Source organism: Modestobacter sp. VKM Ac-2983, assembly GCF_026967885.1.
Taxonomy (GTDB): Bacteria; Actinomycetota; Actinomycetes; order Mycobacteriales; family Geodermatophilaceae; genus Modestobacter.
On the sequence record NZ_JAPVBK010000003.1, the window covers coordinates 806,707 to 830,697 of the forward strand.

The 23,991-nt window shown below is 73.8% G+C and carries 23 protein-coding genes and 2 tRNA genes; 18 read left to right on the forward strand and 7 right to left on the reverse strand.

Going from position 1 to position 23,991, the window contains the following annotated elements; genetic code table 11:
- Nucleotides 1–64: 64 nt before the first annotated feature.
- A complete protein-coding gene (locus O2W18_RS15850; RefSeq protein WP_269188429.1) occupies nucleotides 65–1,495 on the reverse strand; it encodes a zinc-dependent metalloprotease in 1,431 nt (476 codons plus the stop codon).
- 274 nt (nucleotides 1,496–1,769) lie between these two features.
- Between O2W18_RS15850 and O2W18_RS15855 the strand changes: the two genes are divergently transcribed.
- From O2W18_RS15855 to O2W18_RS15910, 12 genes are all read left to right on the forward strand, one after another.
- Complete coding sequence (locus O2W18_RS15855) at nucleotides 1,770–2,792, forward strand: YlbL family protein (protein WP_269188430.1); 1,023 nt, start codon at nucleotides 1,770–1,772, stop codon at nucleotides 2,790–2,792.
- Nucleotides 2,793–3,029: 237 nt separating this feature from the next.
- Complete coding sequence (locus O2W18_RS15860) at nucleotides 3,030–5,996, forward strand: UPF0182 family membrane protein (RefSeq protein WP_269188658.1); 2,967 nt, start codon at nucleotides 3,030–3,032, stop codon at nucleotides 5,994–5,996.
- A 66-nt stretch (nucleotides 5,997–6,062) separates the two neighbouring features.
- Nucleotides 6,063–6,139: transfer RNA gene (locus tag O2W18_RS15865), tRNA-Met, on the forward strand.
- A gap of 64 nt (nucleotides 6,140–6,203) precedes the next feature.
- Nucleotides 6,204–6,416, forward strand: coding sequence for a hypothetical protein (locus O2W18_RS15870; RefSeq protein WP_269188431.1), 213 nt, complete (start codon nucleotides 6,204–6,206; stop codon nucleotides 6,414–6,416).
- Nucleotides 6,417–6,525: 109 nt separating this feature from the next.
- A complete protein-coding gene (locus O2W18_RS15875; RefSeq protein WP_269188432.1) occupies nucleotides 6,526–8,691 on the forward strand; it encodes a DEAD/DEAH box helicase in 2,166 nt (721 codons plus the stop codon).
- Nucleotides 8,692–8,740: 49 nt separating this feature from the next.
- Nucleotides 8,741–8,817, forward strand: a tRNA-Met gene (locus O2W18_RS15880).
- Between the two features lie 123 nt (nucleotides 8,818–8,940).
- Complete coding sequence (galT, locus tag O2W18_RS15885; protein WP_269188433.1) at nucleotides 8,941–10,086, forward strand: galactose-1-phosphate uridylyltransferase; 1,146 nt, start codon at nucleotides 8,941–8,943, stop codon at nucleotides 10,084–10,086.
- Complete coding sequence (gene galK / locus O2W18_RS15890) at nucleotides 10,083–11,246, forward strand: galactokinase (protein WP_269188434.1); 1,164 nt, start codon at nucleotides 10,083–10,085, stop codon at nucleotides 11,244–11,246. The genes galT and galK overlap by 4 nt, the downstream gene beginning before the upstream one ends.
- Nucleotides 11,247–11,295: 49 nt before the next feature.
- On the forward strand, nucleotides 11,296–11,583 hold the full coding sequence (locus O2W18_RS15895; RefSeq protein ID WP_269188435.1) for a GNAT family N-acetyltransferase: 288 nt from the start codon (nucleotides 11,296–11,298) through the stop codon (nucleotides 11,581–11,583).
- Between the two features lie 66 nt (nucleotides 11,584–11,649).
- Nucleotides 11,650–12,522, forward strand: a complete 873-nt coding sequence (locus O2W18_RS15900; protein WP_269188436.1) for a polysaccharide pyruvyl transferase family protein — start codon at nucleotides 11,650–11,652, stop codon at nucleotides 12,520–12,522.
- 72 nt (nucleotides 12,523–12,594) lie between these two features.
- Nucleotides 12,595–13,869: a cytochrome P450 gene (locus O2W18_RS15905; RefSeq protein WP_269188437.1), complete on the forward strand. Its 1,275-nt coding sequence runs from the start codon at nucleotides 12,595–12,597 to the stop codon at nucleotides 13,867–13,869.
- A 5-nt stretch (nucleotides 13,870–13,874) separates the two neighbouring features.
- Complete coding sequence (locus tag O2W18_RS15910) at nucleotides 13,875–14,051, forward strand: ferredoxin (protein ID WP_269188438.1); 177 nt, start codon at nucleotides 13,875–13,877, stop codon at nucleotides 14,049–14,051.
- 4 nt (nucleotides 14,052–14,055) lie between these two features.
- Here O2W18_RS15910 and O2W18_RS15915 read toward each other — a convergent pair whose 3' ends face one another.
- Together O2W18_RS15915 and O2W18_RS15920 are read right to left on the reverse strand one after the other, a co-directional pair.
- Nucleotides 14,056–14,919: a glycosyltransferase family 2 protein gene (locus tag O2W18_RS15915; protein WP_269188439.1), complete on the reverse strand. Its 864-nt coding sequence runs from the start codon at nucleotides 14,917–14,919 to the stop codon at nucleotides 14,056–14,058.
- A gap of 84 nt (nucleotides 14,920–15,003) precedes the next feature.
- A complete protein-coding gene (locus tag O2W18_RS15920) occupies nucleotides 15,004–15,273 on the reverse strand; it encodes a helix-turn-helix domain-containing protein (protein ID WP_269188440.1) in 270 nt (89 codons plus the stop codon).
- Between the two features lie 44 nt (nucleotides 15,274–15,317).
- Between O2W18_RS15920 and map the strand changes: the two genes are divergently transcribed.
- The gene (map, locus tag O2W18_RS15925) at nucleotides 15,318–16,088 is read left to right on the forward strand and encodes a type I methionyl aminopeptidase (RefSeq protein WP_269188441.1); all 771 of its coding nucleotides are present in this window, start codon (nucleotides 15,318–15,320) and stop codon (nucleotides 16,086–16,088) included.
- Nucleotides 16,089–16,159: 71 nt separating this feature from the next.
- Here map and O2W18_RS15930 read toward each other — a convergent pair whose 3' ends face one another.
- Nucleotides 16,160–17,299: a cystathionine gamma-synthase gene (locus tag O2W18_RS15930; RefSeq protein WP_269188442.1), complete on the reverse strand. Its 1,140-nt coding sequence runs from the start codon at nucleotides 17,297–17,299 to the stop codon at nucleotides 16,160–16,162.
- The gene (locus O2W18_RS15935) at nucleotides 17,296–18,693 is read right to left on the reverse strand and encodes a cystathionine beta-synthase (RefSeq protein WP_269188443.1); all 1,398 of its coding nucleotides are present in this window, start codon (nucleotides 18,691–18,693) and stop codon (nucleotides 17,296–17,298) included. The genes O2W18_RS15930 and O2W18_RS15935 overlap by 4 nt, the downstream gene beginning before the upstream one ends.
- A 356-nt stretch (nucleotides 18,694–19,049) precedes the next feature.
- On the opposite strand from O2W18_RS15935, the gene O2W18_RS15940 reads away from it, so the two are divergent.
- The 3 genes from O2W18_RS15940 (at nucleotide 19,050) to O2W18_RS15950 (ending at nucleotide 21,518) form a co-directional block, all read left to right on the forward strand.
- A complete protein-coding gene (locus tag O2W18_RS15940) occupies nucleotides 19,050–19,751 on the forward strand; it encodes a GAF and ANTAR domain-containing protein (RefSeq protein WP_269188444.1) in 702 nt (233 codons plus the stop codon).
- Between the two features lie 88 nt (nucleotides 19,752–19,839).
- Nucleotides 19,840–21,228, forward strand: coding sequence for an FGGY family carbohydrate kinase (locus O2W18_RS15945; RefSeq protein ID WP_269188445.1), 1,389 nt, complete (start codon nucleotides 19,840–19,842; stop codon nucleotides 21,226–21,228).
- 98 nt (nucleotides 21,229–21,326) lie between these two features.
- Nucleotides 21,327–21,518, forward strand: coding sequence for a hypothetical protein (locus tag O2W18_RS15950; protein ID WP_269188446.1), 192 nt, complete (start codon nucleotides 21,327–21,329; stop codon nucleotides 21,516–21,518).
- A 39-nt stretch (nucleotides 21,519–21,557) separates the two neighbouring features.
- Here O2W18_RS15950 and hisN read toward each other — a convergent pair whose 3' ends face one another.
- On the reverse strand, nucleotides 21,558–22,361 hold the full coding sequence (gene hisN / locus O2W18_RS15955; protein ID WP_269188447.1) for a histidinol-phosphatase: 804 nt from the start codon (nucleotides 22,359–22,361) through the stop codon (nucleotides 21,558–21,560).
- 120 nt (nucleotides 22,362–22,481) lie between these two features.
- Nucleotides 22,482–22,664, reverse strand: a complete 183-nt coding sequence (locus tag O2W18_RS15960) for a DUF2795 domain-containing protein (protein ID WP_269170774.1) — start codon at nucleotides 22,662–22,664, stop codon at nucleotides 22,482–22,484.
- A gap of 52 nt (nucleotides 22,665–22,716) precedes the next feature.
- On the opposite strand from O2W18_RS15960, the gene O2W18_RS15965 reads away from it, so the two are divergent.
- Both O2W18_RS15965 and O2W18_RS15970 read left to right on the forward strand, forming a co-directional pair.
- On the forward strand, nucleotides 22,717–23,253 hold the full coding sequence (locus O2W18_RS15965; RefSeq protein ID WP_269188448.1) for a DUF2087 domain-containing protein: 537 nt from the start codon (nucleotides 22,717–22,719) through the stop codon (nucleotides 23,251–23,253).
- A gap of 2 nt (nucleotides 23,254–23,255) precedes the next feature.
- Nucleotides 23,256–23,987, forward strand: a complete 732-nt coding sequence (locus tag O2W18_RS15970) for a peptidase E (protein ID WP_269188449.1) — start codon at nucleotides 23,256–23,258, stop codon at nucleotides 23,985–23,987.
- Nucleotides 23,988–23,991: the final 4 nt, after the last annotated feature.

Sequence of the window (23,991 nt, forward strand, 5' to 3'; positions counted from 1 at the left end):
CTCGTGGCGGGCCCCTGCAGCGGGGCCGTTCCCCCGCCACGGGCTCGTGGCGGGGGCCGGGCGGTCAGGCGCGGGGCTCGGCTCCGCCGTCTTCGTCGTCCGGTGTGCCCTCGCCCTGCTCCGGCGACGTGCCCTCCGACTGGTCCCGCAGGCCGTCGGTCAGCTCGGCGAACGGGTCGCTCGCTCCCTGGCGGGAGACGAAGTCCAGCGGCTCGTCCAGGTCGTCCGACGTGGGGAGCAGGTCCGGGTGCGACCAGAGCCGGTCACGCTCGGCCGGGCCGTGCTGCTGCGCCATCGCGCCCCAGACCGTGCTGGCGTCGCGCAGTCGCCGCGGGCGCAGCTCGAGCCCGACCAGGGTGGCGAAGGTCTGCTCGGCCGGCCCGCCCGAGGCCCGCCGCCGGCGCATCGTCTCGGCCAGCGCGGAGTGGCCGGGCAGCCGCTCGGCGGCGGCCGCGGACACGACGCTGTCCACCCAGCCCTCGACCAGGGCCAGCAGCGTCTCCAGGCGACGCAGCGCCATCTGCTGCTCGGGGGTCTCCTCCGGCTCGAGCAGCCCGCTGCCCAGCAGCTTCTGGATGCTCTCCGGGTCGCTGGGGTCCAGGCCGCCCTCCATGCCGCTCATCGCGTCGTTCAGGCCCCGTTCGATGGCCTCCCGGTCGACGTGGATGCCCCGCGCGTAGGCGTGCACGGCGTCGGTCAGCTGCTGGCGGAGCCAGGGCACGTGGGCGTACAGCCGCTGGTGGGCGGCCTCGCGCAGCGCCAGGAAGAGGCGGACCTCGTCCTCGGGACGGTCCAGGCCCTCACCGAAGGCGGCGACGTTCTGCGGCACCAGGACGCCGGCGCCCTGCGGTCCCAGCGGCAGGCCCACGTCGGTGCTGGTGGTGACCTCGTCGGCGAGCCGGGCCAACGCCTGACCCACCTGGGCGCCGAACATGACCCCGCCCATCTGGCCCATGATCCCGGCCAGCGGGCCGGCGAAGGACGCCGCCTCGGCCGGCAGCGCACTGGTCATGGCGGCGACCACCCGCTCGGCCAGCGGGTCGATCAGTGCGGTCCAGGCCGGCAGCGTCTGCTCCACCCACTCCACCCGCGACCAGGCCAGGCCCCGGTCGACGCCGGAGGGCAGGTCGGTGACCTGGTCCAGCCAGAGGTCGGCCAGCCGCAGCGACTCGGTCACGGCCGCCTGCTCACCGGCGGACGTCGGCTGGTGGCCAGGGGCCAGCTGGCTGATCGCACCCTGCCGGGCGAGGTCCCAGTTCACCGGCCCCCCGGACCAGTTCATCAGCTTCTGCAGCTCGGCGAACAGCGGCATCTTGCCCAGCAGCTCCGCCGGGTTGCCACCGCCCGCCCCGCCCGCGCCGAAGAGTGCGCCGAGGCCGAAGGGGTCGTTGCCCGGCACGTCGCCGCCCTGGCCGCCGCCGCCCTGCCCGCCGGGCTCGCCCCGGCGCTCGGGGTCGCGGTCAGGGGGCCCGAAGCCGAAGGGGAGATCGCTCATGGTCCCACCGTAACCGCGTGCGACCCCGGCCGACCGCCGTCCGGACCCGCCACCGGACGCACCGCCCCGACGGGGCGCTGACCTGCGTCGGACCGGCGACCTTCGCGGGTCACCTACGCTCGCCGTTCGACGGGCCCGCCCGCCGGGCTGCGGATCCGGCGATGGTGGCGGACCCGCCGAGGGCGGTCGACCGTCAACGAGGAGGGGTCGTGGTCGAGGGCGTGGGGACGGCGACGTCCCGGATGGAGCCGGGCGTCGCCGGTGCGGTGCACCGGTGACCCGGCGGACCACGGTGCTGGGGGCCGGGACGGCGCTGCTGCTGTTCTTCGGCGTCCTGGGGACCCTGCTCCCGGTGCCCTTCGTGGCCCAGGTGCCCGGCCCGACCTACAACACCCTGGGCGACATCGACGGCACGCCGATCATCAGCGTGGAGGGCCGGGAGCCCAACGACGTCTCGGGCAACCTGAACCTGACCACCGTCGGCATCCCGCAGGACCAGCTGACCCTGGTGGGCGCGGTGCAGGGCTGGTGGGACGACGAGGTGGTGGTCGTCCCACGCGAGCAGGTCTACCCGCCGAACCGGTCGGTCGAGGAGACCCAGGCGGAGAACCGGCAGGCCTTCCTCACCTCGGAGCAGGCCGCCCGGGGCGCCGCGCTGGGCGAGCTGGGGTACCCCGAGGCGGTCGTCGTCCAGGAGCTCGCCGAGGACTCGGCGTCGGAGGGCAGCCTGGAGGCCGGCGACGCGATCGACGAGGTGGACGGCACGCCCACCCCGGACCTGGACGCGCTGTCGGCCGTCCTGGCGGAGACCCCGCCCGGCGCCTCGGTGGTCGTCGACTACCGGCGCGGCGGCGAGCCGGGGTCGACGACGGTGACCACGTCCCCGGCAGCCGAGGGTGAGGGCTCGGCGCTCGGCGTGCTGGTGCTGCAGACCCCGTACGCGCCGTTCGACGTCGGGATCGAGGTCGCGGACGTCGGCGGCCCGTCGGCCGGCCTCATGCTCGCCCTGGGGATCATCGACCTCGTGGGCGACACCGACCTCACCGAGGGCGCCGTGATCGCCGGTACCGGGACCATCGACACCGAGGGCGTGGTGGGGCCGATCGGCGGCATCCCGCTCAAGCTCGTCGCCGCCCGGGAGATCGGGGCCGAGCTCTTCCTGGTGCCCGCCGAGAACTGTGCCGAGGCGCTGCAGAACCCCCAGGAGGGTCTGCCGACCGCCCGGGTGGCGACGCTGGACGACGCGCTGACCGCGCTGGAGGACCTGCGGGCCGGGCGGACGCCCACGCCGTGCTGACGTCGACGCGCTTCCGTGCCGACACCCCGCCCTGACCCCGGCTGTCAGCGATCCGTGACCTGCTCGTGACCCCGCTGGGAACCCGGCGTCGCTGACAACAGTTGGGAGGAGCGGACCCCATCGGTCCCGCCCGCCGCCGCTGGCGGTTCCCGGGCCCCTGTGATCGTGTTCCCCGGCCGGGCCCCTGAGCCCGCGCTGCCTCGCAAGTCGCAAGAAGACAGGAGACCGACCGTGGCCATGCGGCCCCCCGTGCCGGTGCCGACGCTGTCCCGGCGCGCCAAGCTGGTCATCGGCGTCGTCGCCGTGCTGCTGGTGCTCTTCACCGTGATCGGCACGCTGACCAACGCCTACGTCGACTACCTCTGGTTCGACGAGACCGGCTTCACCGAGGTGTTCTGGACCGAGGTCCAGACCCGTGCGCTCCTGTTCGCCGTGGCCGCGGTGGCCACCGGAGGGCTGGTCGCCCTCGCGGTCTACCTGGCCTACCGGTTCCGGCCGACGTTCCGGCCGATGTCGCTGGAGCAGCAGAACCTCGAGCGCTACCGCCAGTCGGTCGAGCCGCGGCGCAAGCTGGCGCTGGCCGGCATCGGCGTCGTCCTCGGCCTGTTCGCCGGCATCACCGCCCAGGGCAGCTGGCAGACCTGGCTGACCTACCGCAACTCGACCGACTTCGGGACGGTCGACCCGCAGTTCGGGCTGGACATCTCGTTCTTCGTCTTCGACTACCCGTTCTACCGGCTGCTGCTGGGCTTCGGCTTCGCCATCGTCCTGCTGGCGCTGATCGGGTCGGTGCTGACCCACTACGTGTTCGGCGGCCTGCGGCTGCAGACGCCGGGCCAGAAGCTCACCGGCGCCGCGCGCGTGCAGCTGTCGGTCCTGGTCGGGGCGTTCGTGGCCCTGAAGGCGGTCGCGTACTGGCTGGACCGCTACGAGCTGGTCTACTCCAACCGCGGTGAGGTCTTCAGCGGTGCGTCCTACACCGACCTGAACGCCCTGCTGCCGGCGAAGAACATCCTGGTCGTCGTCGCGGCGATCTGCGCCGTCGCCTTCTTCGCCAACATCCTGGTGCGCAACACGCTGCTGCCGGCCGCGGCGCTGGTGCTGCTGCTGGCCTCCAGCCTGGTGATCGGCGTGGCCTACCCGGCCATCGTGCAGCAGTTCGTCGTCAACCCCAGCGCCAACCAGCGCGAGGCCCCCTACATCGAGAAGGCCATCGCGGCCACGCGCGACGCCTACGGCCTCGACGACGTCGAGTACGTCAACTACGCGCAGGACACCGCAGGCGATCCCAATGTCGGTGCCGTCCTGTCCGAGCTGCGCAACGACGACCAGACCATCCCGAACGCGCGCCTGCTGGACCCCAACGTGCTCAGTGACACGTTCACCGCACGCCAGCAGATCCGGAACGTCTACGGCTTCCCGGAGAAGCTGGACATCGACCGCTACACCATCGACGGCCAGACCCAGGACTACGTGGTCGCCGTCCGTGAGCTGAACAGCGACGGCCTGAGCGAGAACCAGGACAGCTGGATCAACCGGCACACCGTCTACACCCACGGCAACGGCTTCGTGGCCGCCCCGGCCAACCAGGTGACCGCCGGCCGAGAGGGTGGCGAGCCCAACTTCACCACCGGGAACCTGCCCACCACCGGCAACATCCCGGTGGACCAGAGCCGCGTCTACTACGGCGAGCTGATGAGCGACTACTCGGTGGTCGGTGCCCCCGAGGGGGTGGCCCCGCGGGAGTTCGACCAGCCGGAGGGCGGTTCGGACGAGGGGCAGATCAACAACACCTACAACGGTGACGGCGGCATCTCGGCCGGCAGCTTCTTCCGCCAGCTGACCTTCGCCATCTTCTACCGCGAGCGGAACTTCCTGCTCTCCGAGGCGGTCAACGAGGAGTCCAAGGTCCTGCACGTCCGCAATCCGCGGGACCGCGTGCAGAAGGCCGCACCGTTCCTCGAGGTCGACGGCGACCCCTACCCGGCGGTGATCGACGGGCGGATCGTCTGGATCCTCGATGGCTACACCACCTCCGACTCCTACCCGTACGCCGAGCAGATGGAGCTGGGCGAGGCCGCGACCGACGCCCTCACGGGCACCGGGACGACCGCACTGCCGAACGAGACGTTCAACTACATCCGCAACTCGGTGAAGGCCACGGTCGACGCCTACGACGGCACCGTGACGCTGTACGAGTGGGAGTCCGACCCGGTCCTCCAGACCTACATGAAGGCGTTCCCGGGCGTCGTCGAGCCGCGGGACTCGATGGGCGAGGAACTGGAGAGCCACATGCGCTACCCGGAGGACCTGTTCAAGGTGCAACGGGAGATCCTCACCCGCTACCACGTGGACGACCCGGTCGACTTCTACAACCAGAACGACCGGTGGCAGATCCCGGACGACCCGACGCAGGAGACCACGCAGGACCAGCCGCCGTACTACATCCTGGCCCAGCGCCCGGGTGACGAGGAGGCCAGCTTCCAGCTGACCAGCCCGATGAACGCCTTCGAACGGCAGAATCTGTCGGCGTTCATCTCGGCCTCGAGTGCGCCGGAGACCTACGGGGAGATCCAGGTGCTGCAGCTGCCCGGCAACACCCCGTTCCGTGGACCGGGTCAGGTGCAGAACGCCTTCGAGACCAACAACCTGATCCGGCCCGACCTGACGCTGTTCAACAGCGACAGCTCCGAGGCGGTGTTCGGCAACCTGCTCACCCTGCCCATCGGGGACGAGGGGCTGCTCTACGTCGAGCCGTTGTACGTCCGGTCCTCGGGCGAAGGCGGGTTCCCGCTGCTGCAGAAGGTCCTGGTCAACTTCGGGGACCGGATCGGCTACGCGAACACGCTCTCCGAGGCCCTGGACCAGGTCTTCGGCGCGGGGGCGGGGGAGTCGGCCACCGACAGCAACGACATCGCCGACACCGTCGACGAGGACGCCACCCCGGACACGGTGCCCGAGCCGGTCCCGGACCCCGAGGTGCCGGTGGGGGGCCCGGCGACGGGCGACGGGCCGGGCGACGAGGCGGCGACCCCGGAGATGGCCGACGCGGTCACGGACATCAACGCCGCGCTGGACGCGCTCCGGACGGCCCAGCAGGGCGGCGACTTCGCCGGCCAGGGCGCGGCGCTGGAGGACCTGGAGGTCGCGGTCGAGGCATACCAGGCGGCGCAGGCGGCAGCCGAGGCGTCACCGGGCGGCTGAGCTCGACTGCGGGGAGGGGGCCTGAGGGCCCCCTCCCCGCACACCTGGTACAGTTGCTCTTACCGACGCGGGGTGGAGCAGCTCGGTAGCTCGCTGGGCTCATAACCCAGAGGTCGCAGGTTCAAATCCTGCCCCCGCTACCACGACAGAACGGCCCTCACAGTCACTGTGAGGGCCGTTCTCGTGCGTGCCGGGTCCCGTCGTGCCGTGCCGGTGTCCCTGGCCGGGAAGATGGCCGAGCAGATGGCCGTTAGCATGGGTCCAGCACCTGCCTCGGGGGTCTGTCGCTCGTCCGGCGACGACGTCTCCCGTGCGGTGGGTGCCCTGGCCATCGAGTGGTGGCTGCAGGTCCCCACCGTGGGTGGGCTGTCCGGCCCCGATCACGTCGATCTGCTGCAGATCCGTGGGGCCGGGTCGTGATCCGGAGCGACCGTCCTGGTCGCCTCCTCGCGACAGCCGTCACCGCGATCGCGGACCTGTGTGCGGCACCCGCCGCGGCCACCGGGCCGGGCGTTCCAGAGGAGGATTCTTGGCTCGACGAGGCCAGGCCCAGGCGGGCACCCGCCGTGGCGCCCCACGCACCCAGCGACGCACCCGGGACCGGGACGAGGGCGACCTCATCGCGGTGCTCGCCCGCACCGTCCGGGAGGTCGAAGCGGCCGCCCAGCGCGGTCGCGTGACCCCCGCCGTGCGCGCGAAGTTCCAGGTGGTGGCGCTTCTGGTGCGCGAGGAGCACGCCCGGGTCCGGGCGGAGGAGTCCGGCAGCGACAGCCGCCGGACCGAACAGCTCAAGCGGCTCGACGGGATCGGGACGATCCTCGCGAAGACCGCCGTGCGGGACTCGGGCATGCTCGCGCTCCTCGCCGAGGACGCAGTCGTGTCCGAGGCGGCCAGGTCGCTCAAGCGGCAGCTGCTGGAGTCCGTCGGCGTCGAGCCGGTCCCCGACGAGGCACCTGCGCCGGAGCCCGCTGCGGCCTCCGCCGCCCCCGAGCGCCAGGTGGTGCCCCAGTCCGTCGTGTCACGGCAGCTGGCCAACCCGTTCCTCGCCCCGGACTTCTCTGCCGTCCGGCCCGCCGCGCCCCGGCCGCGTCGACTGGGTGGATGGGAGCTGATCGGCCCGCTGCTGAACTCCTTCGAGCGCGCGTCCGGTGGCGCCCCGGCCTGCCTGGACCTGCCGTTCCCGACCAGCCGGTTCACCCCGGCCGGGCTGGACCTGATGCCGCACCAGGGGCAGCTGGTCGCCGCGGCGGCCGCCGGCCACCGGACGTTCCTGCTGGCCGACGAGCCCGGACTCGGGAAGACGGCGCAGGCGCTGCTCGCCGCAGAGGCGGCCGACGCCTGGCCACTGCTCGTCGTCGTCCCGAACGTCGTCAAGACCAACTGGGCACGTGAGGCCGGGCTCTGGACGCCGCACCGCAGGGCGACCGTGATCCACGGCAACGGGGAGACGATCGACGGCTTCGCGGACATCGTCGTGGTCAACTACGAGGTCCTGGACCGCCACGTGGGCTGGCTCGGCGACTTCGGCTTCGGCGGGATGGTCGTCGACGAGGCGCACTTCATCAAGAACAAGACGTCGCAGCGCTCCCAGCACGTGCTCGAGCTCTCCCAGCGGATCCGCACCCGCAACCCCCGGCCCCTGCTCATGGCGCTCACCGGGACGCCGTTGATCAACGACATCGAGGACTTCCGGGCCATCTGGCAGTTCCTCGGCTGGATCGACGACGCCAAGCCGCTCGCGGAGCTGATGGACGCCCTGGAGGAGAGCGGCCTGACGCCCGCGGACGCCGGGTTCTACGGCGCCGCCCGGAGGTGCGTCATCGACCTGGGGATCGTCCGGCGCCGCAAGGTCGACGTGGCCGCCGACATCCCGGCCCGCCGGATCGCCGACCTGCCCGTCGAGCTCGACGGGGCGGCCGGTCGGTCGATCCGCGCGGCCGAGCGCGACCTCTCGCGCCGGCTGGTGAAGCGGTACGAGTCCGCGCTCGCGGCGCGCGAGTCCGCCACCGTCGTCGAGGGCATCGACGTCGGCCTGGTGCGCCAGGTGGCCCGCTGGGAGCTGAAGGACGCGACCTCGACCAAGGCCGGGGAGAACGTCTTCAGCATGATGCGGCGGATCGGCGAGGCGAAGGCCGGCCTCGCCGCCGACTACGCCGCGCAGCTCGCCCGCAGCGCCGGCAAGGTCGTCTTCTTCGCCAAGCACATCGACGTCATGGACACCGCGGAGGAGGTCTTCGCCAAGCAGGGTGTGCGCTTCTCCTCGATCCGCGGTGACCAGACGCCGGGGGCGCGGCAGCGGAACATCGACGCGTTCGTCAACGACCCGGACGTCTCCGTCGCGGTCTGCTCGCTGACCTCGGCCGGCGTCGGGCTCAACCTGCAGGTCGCCTCGAACCTAGTGCTCGCCGAGCTGTCCTGGACCGATGCCGAGCAGACCCAGGCCATCGACCGCGCCCACCGGATCGGCCAGACCGAGCCGGTCACCGCCTGGCGGATCATCGCCGCGCAGACGATCGACGCCCGGATCGCCGAGCTGATCGACAGCAAGGCCGGTCTCGCAGCCCGTGCACTCGATGGGTCGGACGAGGAGGTCGGTTCCTCGACCGACGTGCAGCTCGAGGCGTTGGTCGCCCTGCTGACCGATGCGCTGGAGGCGGCGGCGGCGCCGGTCCCCGCCGCCGAGATCACCCTCTGACCCCCCCGGTGCAGGTGGTCCGCGGCGTGGGGTAACGTTCTCCTTGCGACGCGGGGTGGAGCAGCTCGGTAGCTCGCTGGGCTCATAACCCAGAGGTCACAGGTTCAAATCCTGTCCCCGCTACCAACCGGAGGGCCCGGTCACCGTCATGGTGACCGGGCCCTCCGTCTGTGTGCGCCCGGGCGGTTGTGCAGACTCTGGCTGCTGCAGGAGGACCCGGCAGCGCCGTGCGATGAGGAGGACCTCCAGATGGACGCGGGACCGATCGCCGACCGGGCACGTCGATGGCCGGGGCAGGTCACCGAGCGGACGTTGGCCGACGGGCGGCCGATCCTCTACTTCGACGACGAGGCGACCGACGGCCCGGTGCACGCCACGGCCGACGCCCGTCCCCTGCTGGAGGCGCCGCGGGCGGGAGAGGTCCGCTACGACGTCCTCACCGGTGAGTGGGTGACCATCGCCGGGCACCGGATGAACCGCACGTTCCTGCCCAGCGCAGCAGACTGCCCGCTCGACCCCACCCGCGACCCGGCCCGGCCGACCGAGGTGCCGGACAGCGGGTACGACGTCGCCGTCTTCGCCAACCGCTTCCCGAGCTTCGCGCCGCTGACCGCCGGACCGGCCGAGGGGGCGCCCGCCGTCCCGTTCGGCCCGCCCGACGCGCCCGCCTACGGCCACTGCGACGTGGTGGTCTTCTCCAGCGACCACGACGCCGCGGTGGTGGACCTGCCGGCTGCCCGCATGCGGACGATCGTGGAGGCCTGGGCGCAGCGGACGGCGGTGCACTCGGCCGATCCCGGTGTCGCCGAGGTCTTCGTGTTCGAGAACAGCGGGCAGGAGATCGGGGTCACGCTGACCCACCCGCACGGGCAGGTCTACGCCTATCCCGTCGTCGCACCGCGCACCGGCCAGCTGCTCGAGCAGGCCCGCCGGCACCGGGACGCGACCGGCGGCAACCTGCTGGCCGACGTGCTGGCCGCCGAGCAGGCCGAGGGCACCCGGGTCGTGCTGGCCGGCGAGCACTTCACCGCCTACGTGCCGAGGGCCGCCCGCTGGCCGGTGGAGGTCCACCTCGCACCGCACCGGGACGTCCCCGACCTGGCCGCCCTGGACGACGCCGAGCGCGCCGAGCTGGCCGGGCTCTACCAGGAGCTGCTGCGCCGGGTGAACCGCTTCCACCCCGGTGTCGAGCGGGTGCCCTACATCTCCGGCTGGCACCAGGCACCGACCGGCGAGATGCGCGACCTGGGCCGGCTGCACCTGCAGCTGTTCTCGCTGCTGCGGGCCCCCGGGAAGCTGAAGTACCTGGCCGGCTCGGAGTCCGGGATGGGCGCCTGGATCAACGACACCACGCCCGAGCGGATCGCCGAGCGGCTGCGCGAGGTGGCGTCGTGAGCGGCGGGGGAGCCCAGGCCGAGCTCGCGGTCGCCGAGCTGCGCACCACGTGGGGCAGCGAGCCGGACGGCGTCTGGACCGCACCGGGCCGGGTCAACCTGATCGGCGAGCACGTCGACTACACCGGCGGGCGCTGTCTGCCGATGGCGCTGACCCGGGTGACCGCCGCGGCCGTCCGCCGGCGGGAGGACGACCGGGTCCGGATCAGCAGCACCGACCCCGGCGCAGCACCGTTCGAGGGGACCCTGGCGGACCTGGGCCCCGGCCAGGTCTCCGGCTGGGCGGCCTACGCCGCCGGGACGCTGTGGTCGCTGCAGCAGGCCGGCGTCGAGGTGCCCGGCCTGGACCTCGCGGTGAGCAGCGACGTGCCGCTGGGCGCCGGGTTGTCCAGCTCGGCCTCGCTGGAGGCGGCGGTGGCGCTGTCGGCGGCCGAGCTGGCCGGCCGGGCCGACGACCACGACCTGCGGCACCTGCTGATCCAGGCCGCGATCCGGGCGGAGAACGAGGTCGTCGGCGCCGGCACCGGCGGGATGGACCAGACCGTCGCACTGCTGGCCGAGGAGGGCTCGGCCCTGCTCATCCACACCCGGGACGCCCGCACCGAGCCGGTGCAGCTGGGGCTGGCCGAGGCGGGCCTGGAGCTGATGGTCATCGACACCCGGGTCTCCCACACCCTGGCCGACGGCCAGTACGCCCAGCGCCGCGCCGACTGCGAGGAGGCGGCCCGCCAGCTGGGCCTGGAGTGGCTCAGCGACGCCACCGCGGCCGACGTGGCGCGGCTGGGCGACCCGCGGCTGCAGGCCCGCACCCGGCACGTGGTCACCGAGAACCAGCGGGTCGACGAGGTCGTCGAGCTGGTCCGGGCCGGCCGGGTCGCCGAGATCGGGCCGCTGCTCGACGGCTCGCACACCTCGCTGCGGGACGACTACGAGGTGTCGGCGGTGGAGCTCGACGTGGTCGTGGCGGCGGCCCGGACGGCCGGTGCGCTCGGCGCCCGGATGGTCGGTGGCGGGTTCGGGGGCTCGGCCATCGCCCTGATCCGCTCCACCGACGCCCAGGCGGTCGGGGACGCGGTCACGGCTGCCTGCCGCGAGCGGGACCTGGCCCTGCCCGGCATCCTCACCGTCACCTCCGGCCCGGCGGCCCGCCGGCTGTCCTGACGAAGGGCCGCCGGGGAACACCCCGGCCGCGACGGGGGTTCGGCAGGGCATGGAGCCGACCGTCACCGACGCCCCCGAGGACAGCCGCTACGAGATCCGGGACGGCGACCAGCTGCTCGGCCAGGCCGTCTACCAGCGCCGCGGCGACCAGGTGGTCTTCACCCACACCGAGGTCGACAGCGACGCCGGGCAGTCCGGCCTGGGCAGCACCCTGGTCCGCGCCGCCCTGGACGACGTGCGGAGCAAGGGCGGCACCGTCGTCCCGATGTGCTCGTTCGTGCGCGGCTGGATCGAGCGGCACCCCGAGTACCGGGACCTGGTCGCCGACGAGGCCTGAGGCGACAGGGTCGCTGGGGCCTGAGCCAGCTGCGGGCGCGCGCCGCGCGCCTGAGAAGCTGGGGGCATGCGTGTCCTGGTCACCGGTTGGTTCAGCTTCGACGAGGTGATCGCCACCATCGGCGACGAACTGGGTGCCGATGCGGTGGTCGGCTGGCTCACCGAGGCCGGCATCGACCATGACGTCGCCTGGGCGCCCTACCTCCAGCGGGGCGCGCACTGGCGCGACGTCGACCCGGCCGACTACACCCACCTGGTCTTCGTCAGCGGTCCGCTGTCGGACACCCCGTTGCTGCGGGAGCTGACCGCGGCCTTTGCCGGGGCGCAGCGGTGGGCGGTGAACGTCTCGGTGGTCTCCGAGGCCGGGCGCGGGCTGTTCCACCAGGTCTGGGAGCGGGACGCCCCTGGGATCGCCCGGCCGGACCTGGCGATCGGCACCACCACCCCCGACGTCCCGGTCGTCGCCGTGGCCTTCGCACCCCCGCAGGAGGAGTACGGCGACCGGAGCCGGGCCGCCCAGGTGCGGGGCGCGATCGAGGGCTGGCTGGGTGCCCGGGCGATCCCGTGGTTCGAGCTGACCATGGACCTGTACGAGAAGCCGCACGAGCGGTTCCCGCTGCAGGTGGAGGCGCTGGTCCGCCGCGCCGACGTCGTGGTGAGCATGCGGCTGCACGCCCTGGTGCTCGGGCTGGCGCACGGCGTCCCGGTGGTCGCCTGCGACGCCGTCGTCGGCGGGGCGAAGGTGACCGCCCAGGCCGCGGCGCTCGGCTGGCCGGTCGTGCTGCCCGCCGAGCAGGTCGACGCCAACGCCCTGGACGCGGCGTTGGAGCACGCGCTGTCGGGCACGCTGACCGAGGAGCTGGCCGAGGCGCGACGCCGGGGCGCGGCCGGCAACGCCGCGGCGCGCGAGTGGTTCCTCCGGGAGTTCGCGGCCGGGTGACCGCAGGGGTGTGAGTCACGTCACTGCTGAGCTAGCGTCGGGGAGCTGACCGTCGTCCGCCTGGAGGCCGCCGTGACCGCACCGATGCTGGACCTGGACACCGTCGACCTGTCCGACCGGACGTTCTGGGGGGCTCCGCCCGAGCAGCGACACGCGGTCTACGACCAGCTGCGCCGCGAGCGCCCGTTCGCGTTCTTCGCCGAGCCGGTGATCCCCTACATCGAGCCCGGGCCCGGCTACCACGCGGTCACCCGGTACGCGGACGTCGAGGCGATCAGCTGCCGGCCCGCGCTGTTCTCCTCCGGCGCCGGGGCGGTCTCCATCGCCGACATGCCCCCGGACCTCAACGAGTTCTACGGGTCGCTGATCAGCATGGACGACCCCCGGCACGGCAAGATCCGGCGGATCGTGGCCAAGGCCTTCACGCCGCGGGTGCTGGAGAAGCTGGTGGGCAACGTGCAGGCCGTGGCCGACGACGTGGTCACCCGCGCCCGGCGCACCGCCGAGGACGGCGACGGCACCATCGACGTGGTCGCCGACCTGGCGGCACCGATCCCGCTGCGGGTCATCTGCGACATGATGGGCATCCAGGACGGCGACCGGGCCCTGGTGCTGCGGCAGTCGAACGTCATCCTCTCCGGCGGCGACCCGGAGCTCGTCGAGGACGAGGAGCAGATGGTCACCGCCTTCTTGAAGGCGGGCGAGGAGCTCGCCGGCCTGATGGCCCGGCTGGCCGCGGAACGGCACGCGCACCCGGCCGACGACCTGACGACTGCGCTGGTCGCCACCGAGGTCGACGGTGAGCGGCTGACCAACCAGGAGATCGCCTCGTTCTTCATCCTGCTGCTGGTCGCCGGCAACGAGACGACCCGCAACGCGATCTCCCAGGGAGTGCTGGCGCTCTCGGAGCACCCGGGCGAGCGGGAGCGGTGGGCCGCTGACCCCGGGCTCACCCGCACCGCGGTGGAGGAGATCGTGCGCTGGACCAGCCCGATCAGCTGGATGCGGCGGACGGCGACCCAGGACGTCGAGCTGTCCGGGCAGTCGTTCCCGGCCGGGTCGAAGTTCCTGCTCTTCTACGGGGCGGCCAACCGCGACCCCGCCGTCTTCGCCGACCCACACCGGTTCGACCTGTCCCGGGACCCGAACCCGCACGTCGGGTTCGGCTCCCGCGGCCCGCACTTCTGCCTGGGCGCGCACCTCGCTCGCCGGGAGATCGGGGTCGCCTTCCGGGCGTTCGCCGATCAGCTGCCCGACCTGGAGGTCGTCGGCCCACCCGCCCGGCTGGAGTCCTCGTTCGTCAACGGGCTCAAGCGGCTGCCGGCCCGGCTGACCGGCGCACGATGACCCGGGTGGTGGTCGACCGCGAGGTCTGCATGAGCGCGGGGGTGTGCGAGGTGGAGGCGCCGGAGGTCTTCGAGCTGGACACCGCCGGCCGGCTGCAGGTCGGTGAGCCGACCGACCTCACGGCGGTGGAGACCGCGGTGCGCGCATGCCCGACCGGGGCGCTCTCGCTGGTCGAGGACTGACTGCTCACCCCAGCGGGCGCAGTGCGGTGGCGAACCGCTGTTCCAGCCGGGCCGGCACGGGTCGCCGCTGCCGCAGTGCGGCGGGCAGTCGGCGCAGCACCCCGGCGAGTGCCCGGCGGGCAGCCGCGTCCACCGTCGCCCGCCGGGCCAGCCGGCCGGTCGCGGCCAGCGCCACCGGCAGCGGGCGGCGCAGCCAGTCGACGAGCACGTCGTTGCGGGTCTGCAGCGCCCACCGGGCCGGGCTGGGTGCGTCCGGGCCGGCGGGGTCGTGCCAGGCGACGACGTCCTCGCTGAACACCAGCTGCCACCCGGCGGCCGCCAGGTCCAGGGCCAGCAGGTGCTCCTCGCCGCCGAAGAACAGCAGCGAGGAGAAGCCGCCCACGGCCAGGTGGGCGTCCCGGCGGAGGACGGCGGCGAACGCGGGGAAGCTCAGCACGTCCGAACCGGCAGCGGAGCGACCGAGGACGGCGGCGCGGTGCTTGCGGGTCACGGCGTCCTCGCTGCCGTCCCCGGCCATCCGCACCCGGCCGACCACCACGGCCAGGTCCGGGTGGGCGTCGAGCAGGTCGGCGGCGGCGTCGAGGGCGTCCGGCTCCCACCAGGAGTCGTCGTCGGCGAAGGCCACGTAGCGGGTGCCGGCCCGCTGGACGCCGTGGTCGCGGGCGCCCGCCCCGGCGTTGGCCGGGAGGCGCAGCAGGCCGACCCGGGGGTGTCCGGACCGGACGGCGTCCGCGGTGCCGTCGGACGACGCGTTGTCCACCACGATCACCGGTGGCCCGCCGGGGGAGTCGAGCCGGTCGAGGGATCGCAGCAGCGACTCGCGACGGTCCATGGTGGCGATGACGACGCTGACCCGGGGCTCGCTCACGACGGGCTCCCTACCCGCCCGCCCGGCACCTGCACGGGTGGTCCCGGTGTGGGACCGGCCACCCCGGACCCGCCCCGGCCGCGATCAGGCGGTGAGGGCCGTGCCCTCGGCCGGGGTGTGCAGGGCGGCGACCAGGGAGTCCAGTGGCAGGTCCAGGACGTCGGCCAGCGCGGCGACGGTGAAGAAGGCCGGCGTCGGGACCCGGCCGGACTCGATCTTGCGCAGCGCCTCGAGGCTCACGCCGGAGGCGGCAGCGACCTCGGCGGGGGCGCGGTCACCGCGCGCGGCGCGGAGCAGGGCACCCAGCCGGCGGCCGCGCTCGCGCTCCTCGGGGCTCAGCGGCGGTCGGACCATGGTCGTGATAGTAATACCGGGATACCAATACCGGAAGGGTTGAGATGATCGAGCTGCGCACACCAGGGGAGATCGACGCGATGCGCGCCGCCGGGGCGGTCGTCGCCGACATGCACGCAGCGGTGCGGGCACTGGCCGCTCCCGGGGTGCGGCTGAGCGAGCTGGACGCCGCGGCCCGCCAGGTCCTCGCCGACGCCGGCGCCACCTCGCCGTTCCTCGGCTACGCGCCCACGCCCACGACCCCGCCGTTCCCCGGGGTGGTCTGCCTGTCGGTCAACGACGTGGCGCTGCACGGCATCCCCACCGCCCAGCAGCTCGAGGAGGGCGACCTGCTCAGCGTGGACGCCGGGGCGACGCTCGACGGCTGGGTGGGCGACGCGGCGACCACCTACCCGGTGGGCACCCCGCGCCCCGAGGACCTGCGGCTGGTCGAGGTCACCACCCGGGCGCTGGAGGCCGGGATCGCCGCTGCCGTGGTCGGCAACCGGGTCGGGGACATCTCCGCCGCGATCGCCGCCGTCGGCCGGGCCGGTGGCTGCGGCATCAACACCGACCAGGGCGGCCACGGGGTGGGGCGCACCATGCACGAGGCGCCGCACGTGCCCAACGAGGGCCGGGCCGGGCGCGGGCTGCCGCTGCGCGCGGGTCTGGTGATCGCGATCGAGCCCTGGTTCCTGGCCGGCGGCAGCGACGACTACCGGGTCGACGCCGACGGCTGGACGCTGCGCAGCGCCGACGGCAGCCGCGCCGCCCACGTCGAGCACACCGTGGCGGTCACGGCGGACGGCCCCCGCATCCTCACCCTCCCTGCCTGAGCGCGCCGTTGGTCACCCCGCGCGGCCTCCCGGACCGGGAGACGACGCTGGGTGACCAACGGCGAGGGGCGTCAGGCGAGCGCCCGGTCCAGGTCGGCCAGGAGGTCGTCGACGTCCTCGATGCCGACCGACAGGCGCACCAGGTCGGCCGGGACCTCCAGCGGTGAGCCGGCGGCGCTGGCGTGGGTCATCCGGTGCGGGTGCTCGATCAGCGACTCCACGCCGCCCAGCGACTCGGCCAGGGTGAACAGCGAGGTGCGCTCGCAGACCCGCAGCGCAGCCTCCTCGCCGCCCTTCAGCCGGAAGGAGACCATCCCGCCGAAGCCGGACATCTGCTTCGCCGCGATCTCGTGGTTGCGGTGCTGCGGCAGCCCCGGGTAGAGCACGTCGCCCACGGCCGGGTGAGCCAGCAGCCACTCGGCGATCCGGCCGGCGTTCGCGCTGTGCCGGTCCATCCGGACGCCGAGGGTCTTCAGGCTGCGCAGCACCAGCCAGGCGTCGAAGGGGCCGTTGACCGCGCCCATCGCGTTCTGGTGGTACGCCAGCCGCTCGCCGAGATCGGCATCGGCGACCACCAGCGCCCCGCCGACGACGTCGGAGTGCCCGCCGAGGTACTTCGTCGTGGAGTGCACGACGACGTCGGCGCCCAGCGTCAGCGGCTGCTGCAGGTAGGGGCTGGCGAAGGTGTTGTCGACGACCAGCAGCGTCCCGGAGGCGTGCGCGATCTCGGCCAGCACGGCGATGTCGGAGACGTTGAGCAGCGGGTTGCTCGGGGTCTCGCACCAGATCACCCGGACGTTCTCCGGCGCGACCGCGGCCCGAACGGCGTCGAGGTCGTTGAGGTCGACCGGGGAGTGGGTGACCCCCCACGGCTCGAGCACCCGGGAGATGAGCCGGTAGGTGCCGCCGTAGGCGTCCCCGCCGAGCACCACCGAGTCGCCCGGCCGGCACACGGTGCGCAGCAGGGTGTCCTCCGCGGCCAGCCCGGAGGCGAACGTCATCCCGCGGGTGCCCTGCTCGAGGGAGGCCAGCGCCGTCTGCAGGGTGTCCCGGGTGGGGTTGGCGCTGCGGCTGTACTCGTAGCCGCCGCGCAGCCCGCCGACGCCGTCCTGCTTGTAGGTGGTGGTCAGGTGCAGCGGCGGGATGACCGCGCCGGTGGCGGGGTCTGGCTCCTGCCCGGCGTGGATGGCGCGCGTGTTGAAACCGGTCACGACTGCACCGTAGGCGCCGGGATGCCGACCAGGTGGCCCAGCACGTCCTGCCGGGTGACGACGCCGGCCGGCTTCCCGTCCACGTGCACCAGCAGCGCGTCGGCGTCGCCCAGCGCCCCGACCGCGGCCGAGACCGGCTCACCGGAGCCGATGATCGGCAGCGGGGCGGACATGTGCCGCTCGACCGGGTCGGCCAGCGTGGCCCGGCCGGTGAACAGCGCGTCCAGCAGCGCCTTCTCCGCGACCGAGCCGACCACCTCGCCGGCGGTCACCGGCGGCTCGGCCTTCACGACCGGCAGCTGGCTCACCCCGTACTCGCGCAGGATGTCGATCGCGTCGCGCACCGTCTCGTTCGGGTGGGTGTGCACCAGCGTCGGGGTGCTGCCGGACTTGGCGTCCAGGAGCTCGCCGACGGTCTCGCCGCCGCCGGCGTCCAGGAAGCCGTAGTCGGTCATCCACTCGTCGTTGAAGATCTTGTTCAGGTAGCCGCGGCCGCCGTCGGGCAGCAGCACCACCAGGACGTCGTCCTTCGTCAGCCGCTCGGCCACCCGCAGCGCCGCGACGACGGCCATCCCGCAGGACCCGCCGACCAGCAGGCCCTCCTCGCGGGCCAGCCGCCGGGTCATCGCGAACGAGTCGCCGTCGGAGACCGCCACGATCTCGTCGGCGATCGACTTGTCGTAGGCCTCGGGCCAGAAGTCCTCGCCGACGCCCTCGACCAGGTAGGGGCGGCCGGTGCCGCCGGAGTAGACCGAGCCCTCCGGGTCGGCGCCGATGACCTGGACCCGGCCTCCGCTGGCCTCCTTGAGGTAGCGGCCGACGCCGGAGATGGTGCCGCCGGTGCCCGCCCCGGTGACGAAGTGGGTGACCTTCCCCTCGGTCTGCGTCCAGATCTCCGGCCCGGTGGTCTCGTAGTGCGAGCGCGGGTTGTTCGGGTTGGCGTACTGGTCGGCCTTCCAGCCGTCCGGCGTCTCCTTCGCCAGCCGGTCGGAGACCGAGTAGTAGGAACGCGGGTCGGCCGGGTCGACGGCGGTGGGGCAGACGTGCACCTCGGCGCCGTAGGCCTTGAGCACGTTGATCTTCTCCTGGCCCACCTTGTCCGGGCACACGAAGATGCACCGGTAGCCGCGCGTCTGGGCGACCAGGGCCAGGCCGATGCCGGTGTTGCCGCTGGTCGGCTCGATGATCGTGCCCCCCGGCCGCAGCGCCCCGGAGGCCTCGGCGGCCTCGATCATCCGCAGCGCGATCCGGTCCTTCACCGAGCCGCCCGGGTTGACGTACTCGACCTTGGCCAAGACCAGCGGTGCGTCCGGGCCCAGGTGGGAGGTCACGGAGTTCAGCCGGACCAGCGGGGTGTCGCCGATCAGCTCGACGACGGACTCGGCGTACTGCACGGGGTCTCCTGCTCTGCGGGTGGGCCGGCGGCGGATCCCGCGCACCGGCGTACCCGACCATCCCACCAGACGCCGCCGGGTGCGTCAGTACGGCAGGCACCCACCTGCTCGAGGTCGCCCGGCCGGCAGCCCCGCAGCACGAGCCCGCCGGGGAGGAGCTGCTCCGCTGCCGCCGTCGGGGTCGTCCTCCGGACCCTGGCGGAGTCGGCGGCGCGGGGGCGACCGGGTCCTCCGCCCGGACCTGCCGACCGTCGCTTTACGCCGTATACCCTCGTGCGGCCGGGCGCGTCAGCCCCGGCCAGGCGGACGTCGAACCCACGGTCCATCCGCCGCACTGGAAAGGGACCCTCGAGACGATGACCGAGAGCCTTGGCGCACTGCACCAGGAGCTGGCCGGCGTCGTCCTCGTGGGACGGGAGCTGCCTGAGGTGTTGACCGAGATCGTCCAGATCTCCCACCGTGCGATCCCTGGTGCCGAGGCGACCTCGATCACGCTCATCCGTGACGACCGCCCCTTCACCGCTGCCTTCGACGGGCAGATCGCCATGGACGCCGACGAGCTGCAGTACGAGTACGGGTACGGCCCGTGCGTCGACGCAGGGCGGTCCGGGGAGGTCTTCCTCGTGGACGACATGCGCCACGAGGAGCGCTGGCCCGAGTACGCACGGCAGGTCGCGGGGCTGGGGGTGCTGAGCTCGCTGTCGATCCCGCTGCCCTTCCAAGGCGCGAACATCGGCGCGCTGAACAACTACGCCCGCCATCCCGGGGCCTTCGGCCCCGCCGACCTGACCATCGGCGAGGAGGTGGCGGCCTTCGTCGCGATCGCCGTCGGGAACGCCGAGGCCGCTGCCCGGGCGACCGACGACGTGGCCAACATGCGCCAGGCGATGGCCTCCCGCGCGACGATCGAGCAGGCCAAGGGCATCCTGATGGAGCGGTACAAGATCACGCCAGAGCAGGCGTTCACGCTCCTCACCCACGCCTCGCAGCGCACCAACGTCAAGCTGCGCGACGTCGCCGAGGAGCTCACCGCGACCGGGCTGCTGCGCGGCAGCTGACGGCGGCTGGCGGCCCGCTCGGGGTCGGGGCCAGGATCACCGGCGTGAGGCAGACCCAACGCCGGCCCGCAGCTGTGTCGGGCGTCCGATGACCGTCGTGCTCGGGGCCGACCTGGGCACCAGCGGGCTCAAGCTCGCCGCGCTCGACCTCGACGGTGTGGTCGTCGCGGAGGCCGAGGTCGGCTACCCGGTCGACCGGCCGCGGCCGGGCTGGGCGCAGACGGAGGTCGCCGTCTGGCTGCGGGCGCTGGACGACGCCCTCGCCGCGGTGGCCGGGGCGCTGGGCGACCGGCCGGTGGCCGCCCTCGGGCTCTCCGGCCAGATGCACGGTGCCGTGCTGGTGGACCGGTCCGGTGCCGCGATGGCCCCGGCGCTGCTGTGGCCCGATCAGCGCGCGACCGGGGAGCTGCAGCGCTGGCGGGAGCTCCCCGGACCCGACCGCGCCGCGCTGGCCAACCCCCTGGCCGCCGGGATGACCGGACCGCTGCTGGCCTGGCTCGGTGTCCACCACCCGGAGCTGGTCGCGCGGGCGGCGACGGTGCTGCTGCCCAAGGACGCCGTCCGCGCCGCACTGGTGCCCGACGCCGACCCGGCCGTCACCGACCGCAGCGACGCGTCGGCGACCCTGCTGTGGGACGTGCCCGGCGACCGCTGGTCGGCTGCGGCCACCGTCGCTGCCGGCGCCGACCCGGCCCTGCTCCCGGCCGTCGTGCCGGGGTCGACCGTCGTCGGGGTGACGCCACTGCTCAGCGGGGGAGTGCCGGTGGTGGTCGGTGGCGCCGACACCCCGCTCGCGCTGCTGGCCGCCGGCACCACCACCGGCGTCCAGGTCAACCTCGGCTCGGGCGCCCAGGTCATCCGGCCGCAGGTGTCGCCGCAGCCGGCTGCCGACCCCGCCGTGCACTGCTACGCCGACGTCGAGGCCGGCTGGTACGCCATGGCCGCGCTGCAGAACGCCGGGACCGCATGGGCCTGGGTCCGCGAGGTGCTGGGCCTGGACTGGCCGGCCTTCGCCGCCAGCCTGGCGGGCACCCGGCCGGGGGCGGGCGGCGTGCTGTTCTCCCCGTTCCTGACCGGCGAGCGGGGCGGGGTCGCCGGGCCGGCCGACCGCGGTGGCTGGACGGGGCTGTCGGCCGACACCACCCGGGCCGACCTCGCCCGCGCGGCGCTGGAGGGCGTGGTGTGCGCCGTGGCGGCAGCGCTGGACCTGCTCGGGCCGGAGGCCGGCGGGGCGGTCGTGCTCACCGGCGGGGGCGGGCGGGACGCCGGGGTGCAGCAGCTCCTCGCCGACGTGCTCGACCGACCGGTGCAGCACGTGCAGGTCCGGAGCGCGTCGGCGGCCGGCGCCGCGGTGCTCGCGGCGCGCGGCGTGGGCCTGACCCTGCAGCCCGGTCGGGCGGCCGGGGCGGTCGTCGAACCGCGGCAGGCGGCGGCGTTCGCGGCCGTCCGGGAGCGGTGGGCCGCTGCCCGGCGCTGACCGTGGTCGCCGCGCGGAACGCCGTGGCTGCTGGCACCGTTGTGCTCCACGAGCGGGCCCGGCCGGGAGCCGCAGGAGTGCAAGGGGGTGGGCGCACCATGGCGTCGCTGATGAACAAGGTCATGCAGTTCGCGAACAGCCCGAAGGGCAAGCAGGCGATCCGTCAGGCGACGGAGAAGGCCCAGCAGCTGGCCAACGACCCGAAGACGAAGGCGAAGATCGACGACGTCCGGCGCCGGGTGCAGGGCGGTCGCGGCGGCTCCGGCACGGGGCCGGGCACCACCCACTGACCCGCGGGCACTGACCCGTCCGACCCACGCCGGCGGCGCTCACTCCCCCCGGGGGGCGAGCGCCGTCAGCACGTCGGGGTGCAGGACGCCGTTGCTGGCCACCGCGCTGCCGCCGGCGGGCCCGGCGTTGCCGGCCAGGTCGCTGAACGCGCCCCCGGCCTCGCGCACGATGACGTCCAGGGCGGCGAGGTCCCACAGGGACACCTCGGGCTCGCAGGCGACGTCGACGGCCCCTTCGGCCACCATCATGTAGCTCCAGAAGTCGCCGTACGCGCGGGTCCGCCACACCGCGCGGGTCAGGTCGAGGAACGGCTCGAGCCGGTCCTGCTCCTCCCAGCCGGAGAGGCTGGAGTAGGACAGGCTCGCATCGGCCAGCGCGCCCACCTGCGAGACCGTGCAGCGGGTGGCGTTCTCCAGCCGGCGTCCGGTCCAGGCGCCGGTGCCCGCCGCCGCCCACCACCGCCGGTTCAGTGCCGGTGCCGACACCAGCCCGACCACCGGCACGTCGCCGTCCAGCAGGGCGACCAGGGTCGCCCACACCGGGACGCCGCGGACGAAGTTCTTGGTGCCGTCGATCGGGTCGATCACCCACCGGCGGTCTCCCCGGCCGGTGCTGCCGAACTCCTCGCCGAGCACCGCGTCCCGGGTGCGGGCGCGGGCCAGCGTGCTGCGCAGCTGCTCCTCGACCGCGTGGTCGGCGTCGGTGACCGGGGTGAGGTCGGGCTTGGTGTCCACCCGCAGGTCCTGCGCCCGGAACCGGTCCAGGCTGATCGCATCGGCCTGGTCGGCCAACACGTGCGCCAGGCGCATGTCCTCGTTGTATCCCCGCTGGCCAGCCGTCATGGCCCGAACCTAGCGGGCGGGGTCGGCGCGACCCCGCCCCGAGCTTGGTGACGTGCTGGAGCGGCCCCCTCTCAGGGGCCCGCCCCGAGCCTGCGAGGGGTGGGGGGAGAGGGGGTCCTTCTAGTTGAAGACGGCCTTGCTGACCGCCGCCGGGGTGTCGTACTCCTGGTCGTCGATCCCCTTCAGGGCGTCGAGGACCTCGCCGCTGCCTCCGTGGGACTCCGCGTGCTTCACCACGTCGTCCTTCTTCGCCGGGTAGTCCATGCCGGACAGGGCCTTCTGGATGTCGATCGGGCTCACCATGGCCCACCGGGTACCCGGAGCTCCGCTGGCGATGCACGGATACCGTCGGGGTGTGGAGGCCGGGACGATCGTCGGGCTGTTGGCCGATCCGGTGCGGCTGAAGGTCGTCGCCGCGCTGGCCCTCGGCGCGGGCACGATCGAGGACGTCGCCGAGACGTCCGGGCTGTCCCTGAAGGAGGTCGCGCTGGCCGCGCGGCGGTTGGCCCGGGCCGGCCTGGTGCACCGTGACGGTCACCTCCTCACGCTGCACGCCGAGCGTTTCGGGGAGGCGGCCCGGGCAGCGGCCGCCACCGCCCCGCCGGCGCCGCAGCTGTCCGCCGACCCCGGTGCGGACGCCGTGCTGCGCGCCTTCGTCCAGGACGGCAGGCTGGTCTCCGTCCCTGCGCAGCACAGCAAGCGCCGGATCGTGCTCGAGCACCTCGTGCTCGTCTTCGAGCCGGGTGTCCGCTACCCGGAGCGGGAGGTCAACGCACTGCTGGCCGCCTGGCACCCGGATGTGGCCGCGCTCCGCCGATACCTGGTGGACGAGGCGCTGCTGACCCGGGAGTCGGGGGTCTACTGGCGCAGCGGTGGATACGTGGAGGTGTGACGGTGCGACGACAGGTCTTCGCGTTCTCGGGTGTGATCCAGCCGCGGCCGGGGGAGCGGGGCAACCGGCCGCTCCTGGAGCACGTCCTGGCGCTGGGTGCGGCCCGTCGCACGGACGGCGGGCCGGTGCGGGTCTGCTACCTCCCGACGGCGGTGGGCGACGACCCGGCGGCGGTCTCGGCGTACCAGCGGGTGTTCGGGGGCCGGGACGACGTCGTCCTGAGCGTGCTGCGGCTCTTCCCGCAGCCCAGCGTCCCCGACGTGCGCAGCCACCTGCTGACCCAGGACGTCGTGCTGGTCGAGGGCGGCAGCGTGGTGAACCTGATGGCGGTCTGGCGGGCGCATGGCCTGCACACGGCGCTGCGCGAGTGCTGGGAGGCCGGGGTGGTGCTCGCCGGGCCGAGCGCGGGCAGCCTGTGCTGGCACGTGGGCGGGCCCACCGATTCGTGGTCCGACCGGCTCGACCCGTTCACCGACGGGCTGGGGTTCCTGCCGTACAGCAACGGGGTGCACGACGACCTGACCGACCAGCCGCGCCGGGCGACCTACCGCAGGCTGGTCGCCGCCGGGACCCTGCCCGCCGGCTACGCGACCGAGGACGGCGTGGGGCTGCACTACGTGGGCTCCGAGCTCGCGGAGGCGGTGACGGTGCGGCCCGGGGCCCGGGCGTGGCGGGTCGATCCCGACGACCGCGGCGGCTGGACCGAGCGCGCGATCACCCCCCGCGAGATCTGACGGC

Excerpts from the sequence above, each read along its gene's own strand:
- O2W18_RS15945 (WP_269188445.1), top strand. The coding sequence starts at position 19,840 with ATGACCGTCGTGCTCGGGGCCGACCTGGGCACCAGCGGGCTCAAGCTC.
- O2W18_RS15860 (WP_269188658.1), top strand. The coding sequence starts at position 3,030 with ATGCGGCCCCCCGTGCCGGTGCCGACGCTGTCCCGGCGCGCCAAGCTG.
- O2W18_RS15850 (WP_269188429.1), bottom strand. The coding sequence starts at position 1,495 with ATGAGCGATCTCCCCTTCGGCTTCGGGCCCCCTGACCGCGACCCCGAG.
- map (WP_269188441.1), top strand. The coding sequence starts at position 15,318 with ATGATCGAGCTGCGCACACCAGGGGAGATCGACGCGATGCGCGCCGCC.
- O2W18_RS15940 (WP_269188444.1), top strand. The coding sequence starts at position 19,050 with ATGACCGAGAGCCTTGGCGCACTGCACCAGGAGCTGGCCGGCGTCGTC.
- O2W18_RS15960 (WP_269170774.1), bottom strand. The coding sequence starts at position 22,664 with ATGGTGAGCCCGATCGACATCCAGAAGGCCCTGTCCGGCATGGACTAC.
- O2W18_RS15920 (WP_269188440.1), bottom strand. The coding sequence starts at position 15,273 with ATGGTCCGACCGCCGCTGAGCCCCGAGGAGCGCGAGCGCGGCCGCCGG.
- hisN (WP_269188447.1), bottom strand. The coding sequence starts at position 22,361 with ATGACGGCTGGCCAGCGGGGATACAACGAGGACATGCGCCTGGCGCAC.
- O2W18_RS15950 (WP_269188446.1), top strand. The coding sequence starts at position 21,327 with ATGGCGTCGCTGATGAACAAGGTCATGCAGTTCGCGAACAGCCCGAAG.
- galT (WP_269188433.1), top strand. The coding sequence starts at position 8,941 with ATGGACGCGGGACCGATCGCCGACCGGGCACGTCGATGGCCGGGGCAG.
- O2W18_RS15895 (WP_269188435.1), top strand. The coding sequence starts at position 11,296 with ATGGAGCCGACCGTCACCGACGCCCCCGAGGACAGCCGCTACGAGATC.
- O2W18_RS15900 (WP_269188436.1), top strand. The coding sequence starts at position 11,650 with ATGCGTGTCCTGGTCACCGGTTGGTTCAGCTTCGACGAGGTGATCGCC.